This window comes from Mesorhizobium sp. L103C131B0 (genome assembly GCF_000502275.1).
GTDB lineage: Bacteria > Pseudomonadota > Alphaproteobacteria > Rhizobiales > Rhizobiaceae > Mesorhizobium.
Genome location: NZ_AYXC01000005.1, coordinates 66,783 through 84,294, shown reverse-complemented (window position 1 = coordinate 84,294; position 17,512 = coordinate 66,783). Strand labels below are relative to the sequence as shown.

Sequence of the window (17,512 nt, the reverse complement as noted above, 5' to 3'; positions counted from 1 at the left end):
TTTCAGATATTTGACCCCTCTTGCCAAACGAGAACAAAAGTAGTACAAAATGGGCAGGGATTACGGATTGTCCGGCCTTCATTGACGACCAAGGGGTGATGTATCATGGCTCAGAATTCTTTGCGGCTTGTAGAGGACAAAGCGGTGGACAAATCAAAGGCTCTGGACGCGGCGCTGTCGCAAATCGAGCGCGCCTTCGGCAAGGGCTCGATCATGCGGCTTGGCGCCAACGAGCAGGTCGTCGAGATCGAAACCGTGCCGACCGGATCGCTGGGCCTCGACATCGCGCTTGGCGTCGGCGGCCTGCCGCGCGGCCGCATCGTCGAGATCTACGGGCCGGAAAGCTCGGGCAAGACGACGCTGGCGCTGCACACGGTGGCGGAAGCCCAGAAGAAGGGCGGCATCTGTGCCTTCGTCGATGCCGAGCACGCGCTCGACCCGGTCTATGCCCGCAAGCTCGGCGTCGACCTCGAAAACCTGCTGATCTCGCAGCCCGACACCGGCGAGCAGGCGCTGGAAATCTGCGACACGCTGGTGCGTTCCGGCGCCATCGACGTTCTGGTGGTCGATTCGGTGGCGGCGCTGACGCCGCGCGCCGAAATCGAAGGCGAGATGGGCGATTCTCTGCCCGGTCTTCAGGCGCGTCTGATGAGCCAGGCGCTGCGCAAGCTGACCGCCTCGATCTCGCGCTCCAACACCATGGTCATCTTCATCAACCAGATCCGCATGAAGATCGGCGTCATGTTCGGTTCGCCCGAAACCACGACCGGCGGCAACGCGCTGAAATTCTACGCTTCGGTGCGCCTCGACATCCGCCGCATCGGCTCGGTCAAGGACCGCGACGAGGTCGTCGGCAACCAGACCCGCGTCAAGGTCGTCAAGAACAAGCTGGCGCCGCCCTTCAAGGTGGTCGAGTTCGACATCATGTATGGCGAGGGCGTGTCCAAGACCGGCGAACTGGTCGATCTCGGCGTCAAGGCCGGCGTGGTCGAGAAGTCGGGCGCCTGGTTCTCCTACAATTCGCAGCGTCTCGGCCAGGGTCGCGAAAACGCCAAACTGTTCCTGCGCGACAATCCCGACACGGCGCGCGAGATCGAACTGGCACTGCGGCAGAATGCCGGGCTGATTGCCGAGAAGTTTCTCGAAAATGGCGGCCCCGAGCGCGGCGAAAGCGACGACGGCTTCGAGGAAGAATCCGGCGCCATGTAGGGCACGGCCAGAGTTCGGCCATAAATCCAGTCCATTATCCGATGCTTAAGTAACCGAGTTCTTTAGTATTGCGTTTCAAACCGCCGGCCTTCGCGCCGGCGGTTTTCGTTTTTGGGCAGCGTGAAGCCGGCTTGGCAGTTGCCGGATTGGCCCAATTCCGTGTTTCTGGACAGGGTGGGGCGTGCCCGCTAAAAGGCCAAGTCAATCTTCTAAAAAGCAGAGACCAGTGTCCGCCGGCCGTGCCGGCGGTTTTCGCGAAAAGGCAGCACTCATGAGTGGCGTGAACGAGATCCGGTCGACATTCCTCGACTATTTCCGCAAGGAGGGCCACGAGGTCGTGGCCTCGAGCCCGCTGGTGCCGCGCAACGACCCGACGCTGATGTTCACCAATGCCGGCATGGTGCAGTTCAAGAACGTCTTCACCGGCCTGGAGAAGCGGTCCTATTCGCGCGCCACCACTGCGCAGAAAAGCGTGCGCGCCGGCGGCAAGCACAACGACCTCGACAATGTCGGCTACACCGCGCGCCATCTGACCTTCTTCGAAATGCTCGGCAATTTCTCCTTCGGCGACTATTTCAAGGAGCGCGCCATCGAACTGGCCTGGAACCTGATCACCAAGGAGTTCGGGCTGAACAAGGACAAGCTGCTGGTCACCGTCTATCACACCGATGACGAGGCGGCCGGCTTCTGGAAGAAGATCGCCGGTTTCTCCGATGACCGCATCATCCGCATCCCGACCTCCGACAATTTCTGGGCTATGGGCGACACCGGACCGTGCGGGCCGTGCTCGGAAATCTTCATCGACCGTGGCGAGCACATCTGGGGCGGCCCTCCCGGCAGCCCGGAGGAGGACGGCGACCGCTTCCTTGAATTCTGGAACCTGGTGTTCATGCAATATGAGCAGGTCACCAAGGATGAGCGCATCGACCTGCCGCGGCCGTCGATCGACACCGGCATGGGCCTGGAGCGCATGGCCTCCATCCTGCAAGGGGTGGAGAGCGTCTTCGAGACCGACCTGTTCCGTCATCTGATCGATGCGGCCTCGTCAGCGCTCGGGCAGGGACCCGACAAGGAGACGGTCGCCTCCTTCCGCGTCATTGCCGATCATCTGCGCTCGTCCTCTTTCCTGGTTGCCGACGGCGTGCTGCCGTCGAACGAAGGCCGCGGCTATGTGCTGCGCCGCATCATGCGCCGCGCCATGCGCCATGCGCAGTTGCTCGGCGCCAAGGAGCCGTTGATGTGGAAGGTGGTGCCGGCGCTAGTGCGTGAGATGGGCCAGGCCTATCCCGAACTGCTGCGCGGCGAACAGCTGATTACCGAGACGCTGAAGCTCGAGGAGACCAGGTTCCGCAAGACGCTGGTGCGCGGCCTCGGCCTGCTCTCGGAGGCGACGGATACGCTGCACGCCGGCGATATGCTGGATGGCGAGACGGCGTTCAAGCTCTATGACACGTACGGCTTCCCGCTCGATCTGACGCAGGACGCACTGCGCCAGCGCAACATCTCGGTCGACCTTGCCGGCTTCACCCATGCGATGGAGCAGCAGAAGGCCGAAGCGCGCAAGCATTGGGCTGGCTCCGGCGACGCGGCCACCGAGACCATCTGGTTTTCTGTACGCGAGAAGGCCGGCGCCACCNCGCCACCGAATTCCTCGGCTACGAGACCGAACAGGCGGAAGGCCTCATCCAGGCCCTGGTCAAGGACGGCAAGACAGTCGATAGCGCCGGCAAGGGCGACGCGGTGGCGGTGGTCGTCAACCAGACGCCGTTCTATGGCGAGTCGGGCGGCCAGATGGGCGACACCGGCATCATCTCCGGCGAAGGTTTCTCGATCGAGGTTTCCGACACGCAGAAAAAGGCCGACGGCCTGTTCGTGCATCTGGGCAAGGTGACGAACGGCACGGTCAAGCCAGGTGCAGCCGTCGAGCTGAAGGTTGACCATGCGCGCCGCACCCGGCTGCGTGCCAACCATTCGGCAACGCATCTGATCCATGAGGCGCTGCGCGAGGTGCTGGGCACCCATGTCGCGCAGAAAGGTTCGCTGGTCGCGCCCGAGCGCCTGCGCTTCGACATCTCGCACAACAAGCCGATCTCGGCCGAAGATCTCGAAGAGGTCGAGCGCATGGCCAACGAAATCGTCGTCCAGAACAGCCCGGTGACGACGCGCCTGATGTCGGTCGATGACGCCATTGCCGAGGGCGCCATGGCGCTGTTCGGCGAGAAATATGGTGACGAGGTGCGTGTCGTCTCGATGGGCACCGGCGTGCATGGCGCCAAGGCCAATAGACCCTATTCCGTCGAACTTTGTGGCGGCACCCATGTCCGGGCGACCGGCGATATCGGCCTGGTCCGTGTCGTCTCCGACAGCGCGGTCGCCGCCGGCGTGCGCCGCATCGAGGCGCTGACCGGCGAAGCCGCGCGCAAACATCTCGATGAGCAGGACAGACGCCTGAAGGCAACTGCGGCCGTGCTGAAGATCTCGCCGGCCGACGTGCCGGCGCGTGTCGAGACGCTGCTCGAGGAGCGCAAGAAGCTTGAGAAGGAGCTGAGCGAAGCGCGCAAGAAACTCGCGCTGGGCGGTGGGGCCGCGGCCGATGCTCCGGCCACCACCGAAACCGTCGCCGGTATCGGCTTCCTCGGCAAAGCGGTTTCCGGCGTGTCGCCGAAGGATTTGAAGCCGCTGGCCGATGCCGGCAAGACTTCGCTCGGCTCAGGCGTCGTCGTCTTCGTCGGTGCGGGCGAAGACAACAAGGCAAGCGTCGTGGTCGCAGTGACGGACGATCTCGTCGGCCGCTTCAGCGCTGTCGATCTTGTGCGCGTTGCCTCGGCCGCATTGGGCGGGCAGGGCGGTGGCGGACGGCCCGACATGGCGCAAGCCGGCGGCCCGGACGCCTCCAAGGCCAATGATGCGATCGCCGCGGTGAGGGCGGCGCTGGAGGCGGCCTGAAAGCCACCCTATGCCTGATCTGGTTTTGTGTGCGGCTTTCCGGCCTTCGCCGCCGTGCTTGCCATTCTGTGGCTGATAGTGGCAAGCCGGCAATCAGCTCCTAGACGGTCCGTCTAGCTAGTTCAGGTGGACAGCCAGATCAGCACGTCCGCGGCCATCGAAATCAGCGACCGTAAAAAGTTCAGCGCCGGGCCGGGCGATTTCAGCTGCTCTTCGGCGTGATGAAGATGGGCGAGCTCTTCCTCGCGGATCGCCAGGATGATGCCGTGCAAGTCGTGGTCGCGGTTGGCGAGAAAAAACAGCTGATCATCCAGATGGCGGTGCACCGCCGCTTCAACAGCCGCCGTGCAGGCCCAGATGCCTTGCGGACCAATCAGGGCGGTCACAAAACCCAGCAGCCAGCCACCCCAGCTCCAGAATTGCATCACCCGGCACGGTCGCGCCTTCCGCGCCGGCATGGCGGCACGGAAGGCGGCGCAATGCGTGCGCTCGTGCCCGAGCATCTCCGACAAGGATGGCACGCAATCCGGCCAGAAGCGCCTGGCGACAAGAATCTGCGCCGAATAGATCCTGATCGCACCGAACTCACCGGCGTGGTTGACCCTGACAATTCTGGCGATGGTGAGCGCGTCCTGGCGAGATGGGTCAGCCATGGCCCGAACCCATATCAGCCCGCCGCCAGGCTCGGACGTTTTGCGATGCCGTCCCACCAGGCCTGGATGTCGGCGAACGCCGCAAGCAGCTTTTGCCCGTCGGCGACCTTGACGAAATAGGCGATGATGGATGCCGCATACAGGTCGACCAGCGTCAGCTGGTCGCCGAGCAGCCACGGCCCGGGAGGCTTGAGTGCGGTGAGCACCCGCAGCACCGTTTCCGCCTGGCGCAGCCCGTTGGCGACCAGTGCCTCGTCTGGCGCTTCCTTCTCAAGCCGCTCGACGGCGACGTCCCAGACCATCGATCTGTAGGCATAGGCGTCGAGCATGCCGATGATCTGGTTCATCGTTGCGCGGGTGCGGGCGTCTTTTGGCTGCAGTGCCGGGCCGTCGAACGCCTCGTCGACATAGCGGGCGATTGCGCTGGTTTCGAACAGGCGAAACCCGCCGTGCTCGAAGGCCGGAATGCGGCCGAAAGGGTGATGCTCGAAGTACCAGGCGGGAGTGCCCTCGGCGGCAAAGACATCGACCGGCACAAGGTCGTAGTCGATGCCTTTTTCCGCCAGCACGAGGCGGACGATGCGCACATAGACGCTGTAGTCCGCCCCGTAGACGACCGGCTTGGCCATGGCTGCCGGCTTACGCCATCGCCTTCTGCAAATTCTCGTCGATCTTGTCGAGGAAGCCGGTGGTCGACAGCCATGGTTGGTCGGGACCGATCAAGAGCGACAGGTCCTTGGTCATGAAGCCGCTCTCAACCGTCTGGATGCAGACCTTCTCCAGCGTGTCGGCAAATCGCTTCAACTCGGCATTATCGTCGAGCTTGGCGCGGTGGGCGAGGCCGCGCGTCCAGGCGAAGATCGAGGCGATCGAATTGGTCGAGGTTTCCTCGCCCTTCTGGTGCTGGCGATAGTGGCGCGTCACGGTGCCGTGCGCGGCCTCCGCTTCCACCGTCTTGCCGTCCGGCGTCATCAGCACGGAGGTCATCAGGCCAAGCGAGCCAAAACCTTGCGCCACCGTGTCGGACTGGACGTCGCCGTCATAATTCTTGCAGGCCCAGACGTAGCCGCCAGACCATTTCAGGGCGGAGGCCACCATGTCGTCGATCAGCCGGTGCTCGTACCACAGCTTCTTCGCCTTGAACTCGGCCTCGAATTCAGCCTCGTAGACCTCCTGGAAAATGTCCTTGAAGCGGCCATCATAGGCTTTGAGGATGGTGTTCTTGGTCGAGAGATAAACCGGATAATTGCGCAGCAGGCCGTAATTCAGCGAGGCGCGGGCGAATTCGCGGATGGAGTCGTCGAGATTGTACATCGCCATGGCAACGCCGGCGCCGGGTGCGTCGTACACGTCATGCTCGATCACCTTGCCGTCCTCGCCGACGAACTTGATGGTCAGCTTGCCCTTGCCGGGGAAGCGGAAATCGGTGGCGCGATACTGGTCGCCGAAGGCATGACGGCCGACGATGATCGGCTTGGTCCATCCCGGCACCAAGCGCGGCACGTTCTTCATGATGATCGGTTCGCGAAAAATGGTGCCGCCGAGAATGTTGCGGATGGTGCCGTTGGGCGACTTCCACATCTTCTTCAGCTTGAATTCCTCGACGCGCTGCTCGTCGGGCGTGATCGTCGCGCATTTCACGCCGACGCCCCATTTCTTGATGGCATTGGCCGAATCGATGGTCACTTGGTCGTTGGTGGCGTCGCGGTGCTCGACGCCGAGGTCGTAATATTCGAGCTTCAGGTCGAGATAAGGGTGGATCAGCTTGTCCTTGATGAACTGCCAGATGATGCGGGTCATCTCGTCGCCGTCGAGCTCGACGACCGGGTTCGCCACCTTGATCTTCGCCATGAAAAGAATGCCTCGCTTTTGGGGAACAAAACGGCCTCGCCCGCATGGCTTCGGCCGGGTATGCGGAGCGTATATCAAAGCCTATTTGGCCGCGCAAACGACCATCCGTGCAGAATGGGTCGTCTGTGCCGCGACCGGTGTTTGCAAAAGCTTCATTTTGCCGAGCGGATGTGGCAGGGAACGCTGAAATGCCGCAAACAGCAGTTCATTGAGATCATGTCCGCCGTCGATCATCCTGAAAACGCATCCGCCGCCGGGCCGGCGATCATCCTGGTCGAGCCGCAGCTCGGCGAGAACATCGGCATGGTTGCGCGCGCCATGGCCAATTTCGGCCTTGCCGAACTGAGACTGGTCAACCCGCGTGACGGCTGGCCGAGCGAGAAGGCGCGCGCCGCCGCCAGCCGCGCCGACCATGTCATCGATGCCGTAACAGTGTTCGGCGACCTGGCGTCCGCCGTCGCCGACCTCAACTTCGTCTTCGCCACCACGGCGCGGGAGCGCGACGGCTTCAAACCCGTGCGTGGTCCGGTCGAAGCGGGCAGGGCGCTGAGGGCGCGTCAGATGGCCGGCCTGCGCACCGGCATCTTGTTCGGCCGCGAGCGTTTTGGGCTCTACAATGACGAGGTCGGGCTGGCCGACGAGATCGTCACCTTCCCGGTCGATCCCGGCTTTTCGTCGCTCAACATCGCCCAGGCCGTGCTGTTGATGTCCTATGAATGGATGAAGTCGGGCCTGGAAGACGAGACGGCGACCAATTTCTCCAGCCCTGAAATGAAGCCGGCAAGCAAGGAAGAGTTGCACGGGCTGTTTGCCTATCTCGAAGGCGCGCTCGAAGCGCGCGGCTATTTCCGCCCGGCGCCCAAGAAACCCAAGATGGTCGACAATCTGCGCGCCGTCTTGACGCGCGCCGGTTTCGCCGAGCCGGAACTGAAAGTGCTGCGTGGCATCATCTCGTCGCTCGACCGGTTTTCGCCGGCCATGCCGCGCGGTGACGGCTCGCCGGGAGACGATCCAAGGCGTTTGCCGGCCGCTGCGCGAAAACGCCAGGCAGACAAAGAAGATTAGAAATCGCTAAGCTTCGAACGGCTGAAGTAACCGAATTTTATTTGCCTCTCGTCCATTGTTGTCAAAACGGTGGGGTGGCAAATGTTCACGTCCAAAATCGGCCGTATGCGCTTCTTCTTCTATTCGCTCGGCGTAGCCCTGCTCGAGGCCGTTCTTGCTGTGCTGTGCATCGTTGGCACGATCGGCTTTGAGGGGCTGGTCAACTCGGCGCCCGGTCCATCGCGGCAAGGGATGGCAGGCGCGGTTCTGGTCGTTTCACTCCTGGCCATGGTCATGCGTGCCAACATCGCCTGGCGACGCAGCCGCGACGCCAGCGGCAAAGCCTGGATCCTGTGGTCCTACATCGTGTTCTGCGCCATCTACGCCTTTCTGCAGGCAGGCACGCTGCTGGTCATCGATTTCAACAATCCGGAAAGCACGTCCAGCGGTCTCAACCTGCTTGCGCTGTCGATCTTTGGCCTTTGGTGCACGATCCTGGTGGCTAAGCCGGTGGCGGGCATCAATATCGAGGAACTGACATCGGTATTCGATTTCGATGGCGATACGCCCATGCCTGCGGGATCCGGCCGGATGGCCAGCAGCACGGCACAGTCTTCCATGCGCAACGCCACACCGGCCACGCGCTCGGTGCCGTCCGCCCAACCTTTGGGCCGTCCTCGGCCCGCCGGCTTCGGCAAGCGCGGGCTCTAGAGCAATCGAGGCAAGGTCGTCTTCGCAGGCTTTGCTAAGAACTTGCTGACATTCGCCACTTCAAGGCCATGATGGTTGCAGATAGAACGGCATTGGCCAATGACCGCCAAGCCTTCTGATCCAGCCTCTTTCATGGTCCTTATCAATGAGCCACCGTCCGATACTGATGTTCGATTCCGGCGTTGGCGGATTGACCGTGCTGCGCGAAGCGCGCGTGCTGATGCCTGACCGGCGCTTCGTCTACGTCGCCGATGACAAGGCCTTTCCCTACGGCGCCTGGGAAGAGCCGGCGCTGCAGGCCCATATAGTCGAGCTCTTCGCCAAGCTGCTCGACCGTTTTGATCCGGAAATTTCGGTCGTCGCCTGCAATACCGCTTCGACGCTGGTGATCGATGCGTTGCGGGAAAAATTCCCTGGCCATCCCTTTGTCGGCACCGTGCCGGCGATCAAGCCGGCGGCCGAGCGCACCCGGTCCGGGCTGGTCTCGGTGCTGGCGACGCCGGGCACGGTGAAGCGCCAGTACACGCGCGACCTGATCGGCAAATGGGCGCAGAAATGCCATGTGCGGCTGGTCGGCAGCAACAATCTCGCCGGACTGGCCGAGGCCTACATGCGCGAGGGCTTTGTCGACGAGGAGGCCGTGCGTGCCGAGATCGCACCGTGTTTCGTCCAGCATGACGATTTGCGCACGGACATCGTCGTGCTCGCCTGCACGCACTATCCGTTCCTGGCCAATCGCATGCGCAAGACCGCGCCCTGGCCGGTCGACTGGATCGACCCGGCCGAAGCGATTGCGCGGCGTGCTCTGTCGCTGCTTCCGGCTGTCGACGGGCCATTGCCGCAAAGCGAGCCCGACATCGCCGTCTTTACCTCGGGAAAGGCGGACTTCGCCATCAGCCGGCTGATGCAGGGTTTTGGATTGAGCGCGCGCTAATGCATGTCGCCCAAAAGTGCGCAGCGGTTTTGGGACAACGACATGCATAAAAGCAAAAAAAGTAAAGCGCGTCGCCGACGCGCTTTAGACAGGCTCGAAGACAATGACGCGCCGATCCGGATCGGCCGAAACAAGCCTTAGCGTCAGGCCATCGCCCTGCCTGAACCCTGAGGCCTTCACATTCGCAACGACAGGCATGTCCGAGAGCTGAACGCGCACACGCTGATCACCGACGTCGGTGACGACGGCCTTGAATGTTTTACCCATGCGCCCCCTCAGCATCACCGCCTCGGCAAGGTCGATGGCCGCGTGGTTGATCTGCGAGGCGCGGGCGCCTGCGCGGCCCATCACCTTCGGCAGTCTGGAAAACGCCTCGGTAACGGCTTGCGGCACCGGCTGGCCGTTGGCGATGGCCAGCACGCAGCGCACGACGTAGCGATCGGCCAGCCGCCTCAGGGGCGCGGTGGCGTGGGCATAGGTCGCGGCCATCGCCTCGTGCCAGGGGACAACGCCTTCTTCATAGGGTTGGTAGGACGCACCGGAGCCGGCGCGGCGGATTTCCAGCATCAGCGCTGCCTGGTGCATGTTGGTCGGATCGAGGGTTCGCTGATAGTCGGACAGGCTGGTCGAAGGAGGCCAGGACAGGCCTAAGGCCCGTGCCGCGCTGCGCAGTCTTTGTACTTTGGAAGCATCGGGCGGCGCCATCACCCGGAACAAGCCGGTCCGGTGTGCCAGCATGGCGTCGGCAATCGCCATGTTGGCGGCCAGCGAAAGTGCTGCGTTGTCTTGCTCGGATTGCAGCAGCGGTCTGAACGCAAGCTGGAACGTGCCATCGGCAAGCTGTTCCACCTCCTGCTCGGGCGGGTCGACGCGCGAAGCGCCGCGACGGTCTTCGGCCGCCGCCATGCGCCGCGCGATTTCGGCGAAGCCGACTGGGACGTCGGCGGCCTGCACGCTGTCATAGGCGAGCTTGGCGCGGCTTTGAATGATTGCCCGCTCCGCGCCATCCAGCCTTACCGCTCCGTCCTCGGCAATCCGGACCGTGAAGATGACAGCCGGACGCGGAGCGCCGGGCAGCAAGCTCGCGGCGCCCTCGGCAATGACCCGGGGATAGAGCCCGGCCTTGCCGTCCGGCAAATACAGGGTTTCGCCCCGCGCCCAGGCTTCGCGATCCACCGCGTCGCCGTCCGCGACGAACCAGGCTACGTCGGCAATCGCATAGTGCAACAGAAGGTCGCTACCGCTCGCTTCGATCGAAAACGCTTGGTCAAGATCGGTGGAAGCCGCGGGATCGAGCGTCACGAAAGGCATCGCCGTGCGGTCGGCATGCTGGTCGGGCACGCGCCTGGCCGCCGTCTGTGCCATGGCCATTACATCAGGGGGAAATCCCTCCGGCACATGGAACTCGGTGCGGATTTTCGCGAGGCCGGTAGCGAGTGCCTGCGAGGGATCGTTCAACGATTTCATGGCGCCGTCCTACACCGGCGTTGCGGGCACGGGAAGGTGGTTTTGCCGGCAGTGCCGGCCGACCATGGGCTGGCATGAGCGCGGAACGGAAGTTGACCGCCACCGCTGGAACCGTCGCCGGAGCGCAACGTTTCTTCCCCTGGCAGCAAAGGAGGAGCCGATATGCCTGCAACCTCAAAAGCACAGCAAAAGGCCGCTGGCGCAGCCCTGTCGGCCAAGCGCGGCGAGACCAGGAAGAGCGAGCTTCAAGGCGCGTCGAAGTCGATGTACAATTCGATGAGCGAAAAACAGCTCGAGGAATTCGCGGAGACCAAGCGCAAAGGCCTGCCGGAGAAGAAATCGGCAGACTGAAACCTTGAACCGAGTTGATAAACAAAGCCCGTGGCCGAAACCACGGGCTTCTTCGATTCAGGCCAAGCCCGAAACCCCTGACGTCACCAGCAGCGCCTCACCTTGTAGCGGATGACCTTCTTGTGGCCATGCCGCCAGATGACCTTCTTCTTCACCACGACATGGCAGGTCTGACGATGCTTGTGGCCCTGCCAGTGCTTGGCCATCGCTGGCTCGGGCACGGCGATCGACATCGTCCCGGCCAGGACGGCTGCACCGACCAACGAGAGGAAAAACTTCTTCATGCGACTTCGGGCTCCTTTGGCTCCAGTCCCTTCCTAAATGCCGTCGGCGCAACAACCTCCCGCCGCATCCGGCACTCAACGCCAAAGACGTGATATGGTTGCCGGGCCCAGCGCCAGCGACGCGCTTGACTCTGCTCAAATCTCCGTTTAACGAGCGCACCAACACCGGGCCGCAATGCCCGGTTGTTTCTTTTGCATGGCAAGCCCGGGAAAGCAGGTTTATCGTTTCCTGGGTTTTGTCTAGACTGACGTGTCCCGTGGGTTTTCCGCCGCGTTGCGTGGGAAAACCCTGTCAGGCCTCGAAAACGGAGGCCAGAGGAGGGCGCGTTTCCTTCACCCGGACCATGAGGCTCCGGGTGGTTTGTTTTGAAAGGGAATGCGATGAGCAAGCGCGAATCCGCGAAGTACAAGATCGACCGCCGTCTCGGCGAAAACATCTGGGGCCGCCCGAAGTCCCCGGTCAACAAGCGTGAATACGGCCCCGGCCAGCACGGCCAGCGCCGCAAGGGCAAGCTTTCCGATTTCGGCCTGCAGCTGCGCGCCAAGCAGAAGCTGAAGGGTCACTATGGTGATGTCTCCGAAAAGCAGTTCCGCAAAGTCTATGAAGAGGCTGATCGCCGCAAGGGCGACACCTCCGAGAACCTGATCGGCCTGCTCGAGTCGCGTCTCGACGCGGTCGTCTACCGCTCCAAGTTCGTGCCCACCATTTTCGCGGCTCGCCAGTTCGTCAACCACGGCCACGTCAACGTCAACGGCAAGCGCGTCAACATCGGCTCGTACCGTTGCAAGCCGGGCGATGTCGTCGAAGTGCGCGAAAAGTCGAAGCAGCTGGTCATCGTGCTGGAAGCGGTCGGCCTCGCCGAGCGCGACGTGCCGGACTATATCGAAGTCGATCACAACAAGATGGTCGCGACCTTCTCGCGCATCCCCGGCCTGGCCGATGTTCCGTTCGCCGTGCAGATGGAGCCGAACCTGGTCGTCGAATTCTATTCGCGCTAAGCGATCGCTTTTCTGCGATACTGGAAAGGGCCGCCCGTCGAGGCGGCCTTTTCTTTGTCGGCCATGTCCGCTAATCCGGCACTCTCGGCTATGGAAAGCGACAAGCCATGAACATGCTGGCAGACATCGAAACAGTTGAACCGATTGCTGAAGGCGGCTTCCATCCGCTGTTTGCCGACGTGCCGTCTTCCGTCGAGTTCAACAAACTGCGTAAGCGGCTGTTGCGGTTAACCCGTCAGGCGGTCGAGGATTTCGCCATGGCGAGGCCCGGCGACCGCTGGCTGGTGGCCTTGTCCGGCGGCAAGGATTCCTACGGGCTGCTGGCCGTGCTGCTCGATCTCAAATGGCGCGGGCTGCTGCCGGTCGAGCTGCTGGCCTGCAATCTCGACCAGGGCCAGCCGAATTTTCCGAAGCACATTTTGCCCGACTACCTCGATGCGCATGGCATTGCCCATCGCATCGAGTATCAGGACACCTATTCGGTGGTCACCGACAAGCTGCCTCAGGGCAGCACCTATTGTTCGCTGTGCTCGCGGCTGCGGCGCGGCCATCTCTATCGCATCGCGCGCGAGGAGGGCTGTTCGGCGCTGGTGCTCGGCCACCACCGCGAGGACATTCTCGAAACCTTCTTCATGAATCTGTTCCATGGCGGCCGCCTTGCCGCCATGCCGCCAAAGCTGCTCAACGACGACGGCGACGTCATGGTGCTGCGGCCGCTGAGCTACTGCGCCGAGGTCGATCTGGAAAAATTCGCCGCCGCTATGAAATTCCCGATCATTCCCTGCGATCTCTGCGGCAGCCAGGAAGGCCTGCAGCGCAACGCCATGAAGGCGATGCTGGACGATATGGAAAAGCGCATGCCGGGCCGCAAGGATACGATGCTGCGCGCGCTGTCCAACACCAGGCCGTCGCATCTGCTCGACAGAAAGCTGTTCGACTTTGCCGCCCTCAATGGCAGCCTCAGCACAGGACAAGACATTTCCGATGATATTTGACGACCAAGCGATCGACTGGCTGGCCGAGCTTCTCGCCGATGCAGCCAGGGCCGAAATCATGCCACGCTTTCGCCGGCTGGGCGAGGGCGACATCAGACAGAAGACCTCGGCTGCCGACCTGGTGACCGAGGCCGACATCAACGCCGAGCGGCTGATCACGGCCAGGCTGCGCGAGCGCTATCCCACGGCGATGATCGTCGGCGAGGAAGCCTGTTCCGACAATCCGGCGCTGCTTCAGGGGCTCGGCGATGCCGACCTCGCCTTCGTCGTCGACCCGGTCGACGGCACCTTCAACTTCGCCTCCGGCGTGCCGCTCTTCGGCGTCATGCTGAGCGTCGTCGTCAAGGGCGAAACCGTCGCCGGTATCATCCATGACCCCGTAGGCCGGGACTGGCTGATCGGCGCCAAGGGCGCCGGCAGCCATATCCGCCATGCGCATGGCGCGCTGGAGACGGTGCACGTCGCCGATGCCGTGCCGATCTCGCAGATGACCGGCTCCGTCTCCTGGCAATATCTGGCGGAACCGCAACGCTCGCTCCTGGCGCGCAACCAGACCAAGACCCTGTCGCAGTTCGGCTATCGCTGCGCGGCACATGAATACCGTCTTCTGGCCAGCGGCCATGCCCATTTCGTCGTCTACAACAAACTGATGCCGTGGGACCATCTGGTCGGTGTGCTGATCCACGCCGAGGCCGGCGGCTACACCGCGCGGATCGACGGTAGCGCCTATCTGCCCTCGCATATCGACGGCGGCATTCTTGTCGCCCCGGACAAGGAAAGCTGGCAGGAGTTGCGCAGGGAACTCTGGGCGCAATAGTCGGTCCAACTGCCGGTAGACGCTTTCGTCAAGTATATTGGCTCTGTTATAGTGGTCCAATCTCTCGCGAAGCCGGAGCCGCGAAATGAAACATCGGTCCGCAATTGTCGCAACGGCACTTGCACTTGCCCTGGTCGCCTGCGCCACTGAGGCACGATCGCAGGAGCGCGCGTGTCGTAGCCCCGATCCCATCGACACCATCGACGAAATGTTCGACGCGATCTTTGCCTGTTGGCAGCCGCCGCCTGGAAGTGCTGGCATGACCCTGACGCTGAGTTTCTCAATTCGCAAAAACGGCACGCTGATGGGCAAACCGCGCGCCACTTTCTCCCATATGGGAGATGATGCCTCGCTCAACCGGGTCTTTGTGTCATCCGTGCTCGAAGCGCTCGACAAGGCTCTGCCGATGCCGCTGTCGGACAGCATGGGTGGCGCCATCGCAGGGCGCCCGCTGTTCCCTCGTTTCACGGCAGTGATTGGCGGCGCATCCTGAAACGCGTCGCTTGAAGGTGGCTGCGGTCTGAGACAAATAAAACTCGTAGCGCAGAACAGTTGCTCAATGCAGGTCGGTGACGTGCCCTGAAATGGGTGGGTTGTGCGGCTGGAACATCTTGCCGCGCTCGGCGATCAGGATCATCAGCAGGGCCGCGACCGAGACGCTGCAGAAGCCGGCGGCAAGCGGCGTCACCGTGCCGTTGAAGGCCTGGCCGATCAGCGTGCCGAGGATGCCGCCGAGAAAAGTCTGCATGAAGCCCAGGATGGACGACGCGGTGCCCGCCAGTTGGCCGAGCGGCTCCATCGCGAGCGCGTTGAAATTCGCGCCGAGCCCGCCGAAAGGCAGCATCGCGGAGGCAAAGAAGGTGATGAACAGCCAGAGCGGCATGTTCATTTCGAGCGAGACGACCAGCCAGGCAAGGCTGATGCACAGGAACAGAAGCAGCGCGCCTTGCGACAGCCGGCGCATGCCGACCCGTCCGACCAGCCGCGAGTTGAGGTAGTTCGAGAAGGCCAGCACGCCCGCAACGCCGGCGAAGATGACCGGGAATAGCTCGCCGACGTGGAAGATGTCGATATAGATCTGCTGCGCGGAGATGATGAAGCCGAACATGGCGGCGAAGATGAAGGTGCTGGCGAAAGCATAGCAGAGCGTGAGGCGGTTTGTGAGCACGATGCGGAAGCCGTCGATCACCGAAGAGACAGTCAACGGCCGGCGATGTTCGGGATGCAGAGTCTCCGGCAGGCGCAGCAGCGACCACGCCGACACGATCAGCGCCCCGACCGCCATGGTGACGAAGATCCAGTGCCAGGTTGCGAACAGCATGATGACCTGGCCGATCCCGGGCGCGATCACCGGGATGGCCATGAACACCATGAAGATCAGCGACATCACCTCGGCCATGCGCCGGCCGTCGAACGTATCGCGCACGATCGAGACGGCGATGACGCGTGTGGCGGCAGCACCGATGCCTTGCACAAGCCGGCACAGCAACAGGATGGCGAAGGACGGGGCGATGGCCGCGGCCGCAGCCGCCACGACATAGATCGCCAGCCCGGCGACCAATGGCGCGCGGCGCCCGAACCGGTCCGAAATCGGCCCGAAGAAAAGCTGTCCGCCGCCGAAGCCGAGCATATAGGCGGTGATCACATATTGGCGGTGGTTTTCATTTTCGACGCCGAGCGTGGCGCCGATCTGCTGCAGCGCCGGCAGCATGATGTCGATGGCCAGCGAGTTCAACGCCATCAGTGCCGCGCACAGCGCGATGAATTCCCAGCGCGGAATAGGCAATTTGCGTGCCTGTTGCGGCGCTTTTGCTGGCTGGTCCACGGCGGGTCCGATCTTCAAAACGAATATGCGCCGGCATGCCGGCGCATAAGTTCGTCCTCACTCGATAGGGGGAGGTAACATTTTGCCGGGGCGAGGCTGCCCCGTCTCAACTCAGAATCAGGCTGTCGCTTTGACGCTGACGCCCTTGTCGACGAGCAACGTCTGCAACTCGCCCGCCTGAAACATTTCGCGGATGATGTCGCAGCCGCCGACGAATTCGCCCTTGACGTAAAGCTGCGGGATCGTCGGCCAGTTCGAATATTCCTTGATGCCCTGGCGCAGTTCAGCCGAGGTCAGCACGTCGACGCCCTTGTAGTCGGCGCCGATGTAATCGAGGATCTGGACGACCTGGCCGGAAAAGCCGCACTGCGGAAAACCGGGCGTGCCCTTCATGAAAAGGACGACGTCGTTGCCCTTCACTTCGCTGTCGATGTAGTCGTTGATGCCGCTCATGAGATATCCTTTCACGCCTGTGGGAGTCAGGCTCGAAGCATAGCCATCAAATAAACCCATAGATGGGCCGAAACAAGATGTTTGCGCCGCCGTCGCGGAAATGGCGCAAAGGATCGCCTGTCTTGGGCCAAGCATCCGAGCCGATTGCAACCTTCGGAACATGATGAAAAGACGATATGGCGCCGCCCTTCCGATCGCCATCCTGCTGGCGGCGATTGCCGTTGTCTGGTGGCCGAGACGCCCGGAGCCGCCGCCGCTGGTCATTGGCGGTGACCTGCCCGCGCCTTGCCGGAATGTCGCCTTCGAGGCGGTGACCTATGTCGTCTGCGAGACCGATCTTCGCGCCGACATCATCGGTGTTTTCCACGCCGGCGCCGATGGCAAGCCTTTTGGTTCGCTCGAAGCCTTCGACAAGGCGGTTGCGGGCGAGGGGAGGCCGGTGCTGCTCGCCATGAATGGCGGCATGTATCACGAGGATTTGTCGCCGGTCGGCCTGCTGGTCGAGGACGGCAGCGAAAAGTCACGGCTCAATCTTGCCGACGGCGAAGGCAATTTCTTCCTGAAGCCGAACGGCGTCTTTCTGGTCGGCAAGGACGGCAAGGCGGCTGTCATGGAAAGCAACGCCTATGCCGCCGCCAAACCCGATGTCGCCTTCGCCACGCAGTCGGGCCCGATGCTGGTGATCGATGGCCAGATTCATCCACGCTTCGAGCCGAACGGAACCTCGCGCTACGTCCGCAACGGCGTCGGCGTGCGCGATGAAAACACCGTTTTGCTGGCGATCTCGCGGTCTGAGGTAAGTTTCGGCAGCTTTGCGCGGCTGTTCCGCGACGCGCTACAATGCCGCAACGCGCTGTTCCTCGACGGCGCGGTCTCCGCGCTTTCGGATGGCGACAGGATGATTGTCGGCGGAAGATATCCGGCAGGGCCGATCATTGCCGTGTTGGCAAGCCAGCCGCCGACGCGCTAGGCC

17 protein-coding genes and 1 pseudogene are annotated in these 17,512 nt (G+C 62.7%); 11 read left to right on the top strand and 7 right to left on the bottom strand.

Going from position 1 to position 17,512, the window contains the following annotated elements; translation table 11 throughout:
- Nucleotides 1-105: 105 nt before the first annotated feature.
- Both recA and alaS read left to right on the top strand, forming a co-directional pair.
- A complete protein-coding gene (gene recA / locus X730_RS153260) occupies nucleotides 106-1,209 on the top strand; it encodes a recombinase RecA (RefSeq protein ID WP_023669117.1) in 1,104 nt (367 codons plus the stop codon).
- A 271-nt stretch (nucleotides 1,210-1,480) separates the two neighbouring features.
- Nucleotides 1,481-4,155 (top strand): annotated as a pseudogene (gene alaS, locus X730_RS01000000164380) (alanine--tRNA ligase).
- 122 nt (nucleotides 4,156-4,277) lie between these two features.
- On the opposite strand, the gene X730_RS153265 reads toward alaS, so the two are convergent.
- Genes X730_RS153265 through X730_RS153275 form a run of 3 tightly spaced genes read right to left on the bottom strand, consistent with a single transcriptional unit; the run spans nucleotide 4,278 to nucleotide 6,659 of the window.
- A complete protein-coding gene (locus X730_RS153265; RefSeq protein ID WP_023826168.1) occupies nucleotides 4,278-4,808 on the bottom strand; it encodes a demethoxyubiquinone hydroxylase family protein in 531 nt (176 codons plus the stop codon).
- Nucleotides 4,809-4,822: 14 nt separating this feature from the next.
- A complete protein-coding gene (locus X730_RS153270) occupies nucleotides 4,823-5,437 on the bottom strand; it encodes a glutathione S-transferase family protein (RefSeq protein ID WP_023826167.1) in 615 nt (204 codons plus the stop codon).
- 10 nt (nucleotides 5,438-5,447) lie between these two features.
- Entirely contained in the window at nucleotides 5,448-6,659 is a 1,212-nt protein-coding gene (locus tag X730_RS153275; protein ID WP_023669114.1) for an NADP-dependent isocitrate dehydrogenase, read from the bottom strand.
- Nucleotides 6,660-6,875: 216 nt separating this feature from the next.
- On the opposite strand from X730_RS153275, the gene X730_RS153280 reads away from it, so the two are divergent.
- The 3 genes from X730_RS153280 (at nucleotide 6,876) to murI (ending at nucleotide 9,348) form a co-directional block, all read left to right on the top strand.
- Nucleotides 6,876-7,724: an RNA methyltransferase gene (locus tag X730_RS153280; protein ID WP_023690202.1), complete on the top strand. Its 849-nt coding sequence runs from the start codon at nucleotides 6,876-6,878 to the stop codon at nucleotides 7,722-7,724.
- A gap of 81 nt (nucleotides 7,725-7,805) precedes the next feature.
- Entirely contained in the window at nucleotides 7,806-8,414 is a 609-nt protein-coding gene (locus tag X730_RS153285; RefSeq protein ID WP_023826166.1) for a hypothetical protein, read from the top strand.
- A 145-nt stretch (nucleotides 8,415-8,559) separates the two neighbouring features.
- Nucleotides 8,560-9,348 carry a glutamate racemase gene (gene murI / locus X730_RS153290; protein ID WP_023684874.1) on the top strand — a complete coding sequence of 263 codons (789 nt, stop codon included), beginning with the start codon at nucleotides 8,560-8,562 and terminating at the stop codon, nucleotides 9,346-9,348.
- Between the two features lie 84 nt (nucleotides 9,349-9,432).
- On the opposite strand, the gene X730_RS153295 is transcribed toward murI, so the two are convergent.
- A complete protein-coding gene (locus tag X730_RS153295) occupies nucleotides 9,433-10,815 on the bottom strand; it encodes an RNB domain-containing ribonuclease (protein WP_023826165.1) in 1,383 nt (460 codons plus the stop codon).
- Nucleotides 10,816-10,977: 162 nt separating this feature from the next.
- On the opposite strand from X730_RS153295, the gene X730_RS153300 reads away from it, so the two are divergent.
- A complete protein-coding gene (locus tag X730_RS153300) occupies nucleotides 10,978-11,166 on the top strand; it encodes a DUF3008 family protein (RefSeq protein ID WP_023684876.1) in 189 nt (62 codons plus the stop codon).
- 83 nt (nucleotides 11,167-11,249) lie between these two features.
- On the opposite strand, the gene X730_RS153305 is transcribed toward X730_RS153300, so the two are convergent.
- Entirely contained in the window at nucleotides 11,250-11,450 is a 201-nt protein-coding gene (locus X730_RS153305; protein ID WP_023826164.1) for a hypothetical protein, read from the bottom strand.
- Nucleotides 11,451-11,831: 381 nt separating this feature from the next.
- On the opposite strand from X730_RS153305, the gene rpsD reads away from it, so the two are divergent.
- The 4 genes from rpsD (at nucleotide 11,832) to X730_RS1000000168610 (ending at nucleotide 14,754) form a co-directional block, all read left to right on the top strand.
- A complete protein-coding gene (rpsD, locus tag X730_RS153310; protein ID WP_023669107.1) occupies nucleotides 11,832-12,449 on the top strand; it encodes a 30S ribosomal protein S4 in 618 nt (205 codons plus the stop codon).
- Nucleotides 12,450-12,556: 107 nt separating this feature from the next.
- On the top strand, nucleotides 12,557-13,444 hold the full coding sequence (gene ttcA, locus X730_RS153315) for a tRNA 2-thiocytidine(32) synthetase TtcA (RefSeq protein ID WP_023669106.1): 888 nt from the start codon (nucleotides 12,557-12,559) through the stop codon (nucleotides 13,442-13,444).
- Nucleotides 13,434-14,261: an inositol monophosphatase family protein gene (locus tag X730_RS153320; protein ID WP_023684879.1), complete on the top strand. Its 828-nt coding sequence runs from the start codon at nucleotides 13,434-13,436 to the stop codon at nucleotides 14,259-14,261. Before ttcA ends, X730_RS153320 begins: the two co-directional genes overlap by 11 nt.
- A 259-nt stretch (nucleotides 14,262-14,520) precedes the next feature.
- Nucleotides 14,521-14,754, top strand: a complete 234-nt coding sequence (locus X730_RS1000000168610) for a hypothetical protein (protein WP_245259853.1) — start codon at nucleotides 14,521-14,523, stop codon at nucleotides 14,752-14,754.
- A 63-nt stretch (nucleotides 14,755-14,817) separates the two neighbouring features.
- Here X730_RS1000000168610 and X730_RS153330 read toward each other — a convergent pair whose 3' ends face one another.
- On the bottom strand, nucleotides 14,818-16,086 hold the full coding sequence (locus tag X730_RS153330) for a multidrug effflux MFS transporter (RefSeq protein ID WP_023711497.1): 1,269 nt from the start codon (nucleotides 16,084-16,086) through the stop codon (nucleotides 14,818-14,820).
- 117 nt (nucleotides 16,087-16,203) lie between these two features.
- Nucleotides 16,204-16,539, bottom strand: a complete 336-nt coding sequence (gene grxD, locus X730_RS153335) for a Grx4 family monothiol glutaredoxin (protein ID WP_023669102.1) — start codon at nucleotides 16,537-16,539, stop codon at nucleotides 16,204-16,206.
- Nucleotides 16,540-16,702: 163 nt separating this feature from the next.
- Between grxD and X730_RS153340 the strand changes: the two genes are divergently transcribed.
- Nucleotides 16,703-17,509 carry a phosphodiester glycosidase family protein gene (locus X730_RS153340; RefSeq protein ID WP_245261343.1) on the top strand — a complete coding sequence of 269 codons (807 nt, stop codon included), beginning with the start codon at nucleotides 16,703-16,705 and terminating at the stop codon, nucleotides 17,507-17,509.
- Nucleotides 17,510-17,512: the final 3 nt, after the last annotated feature.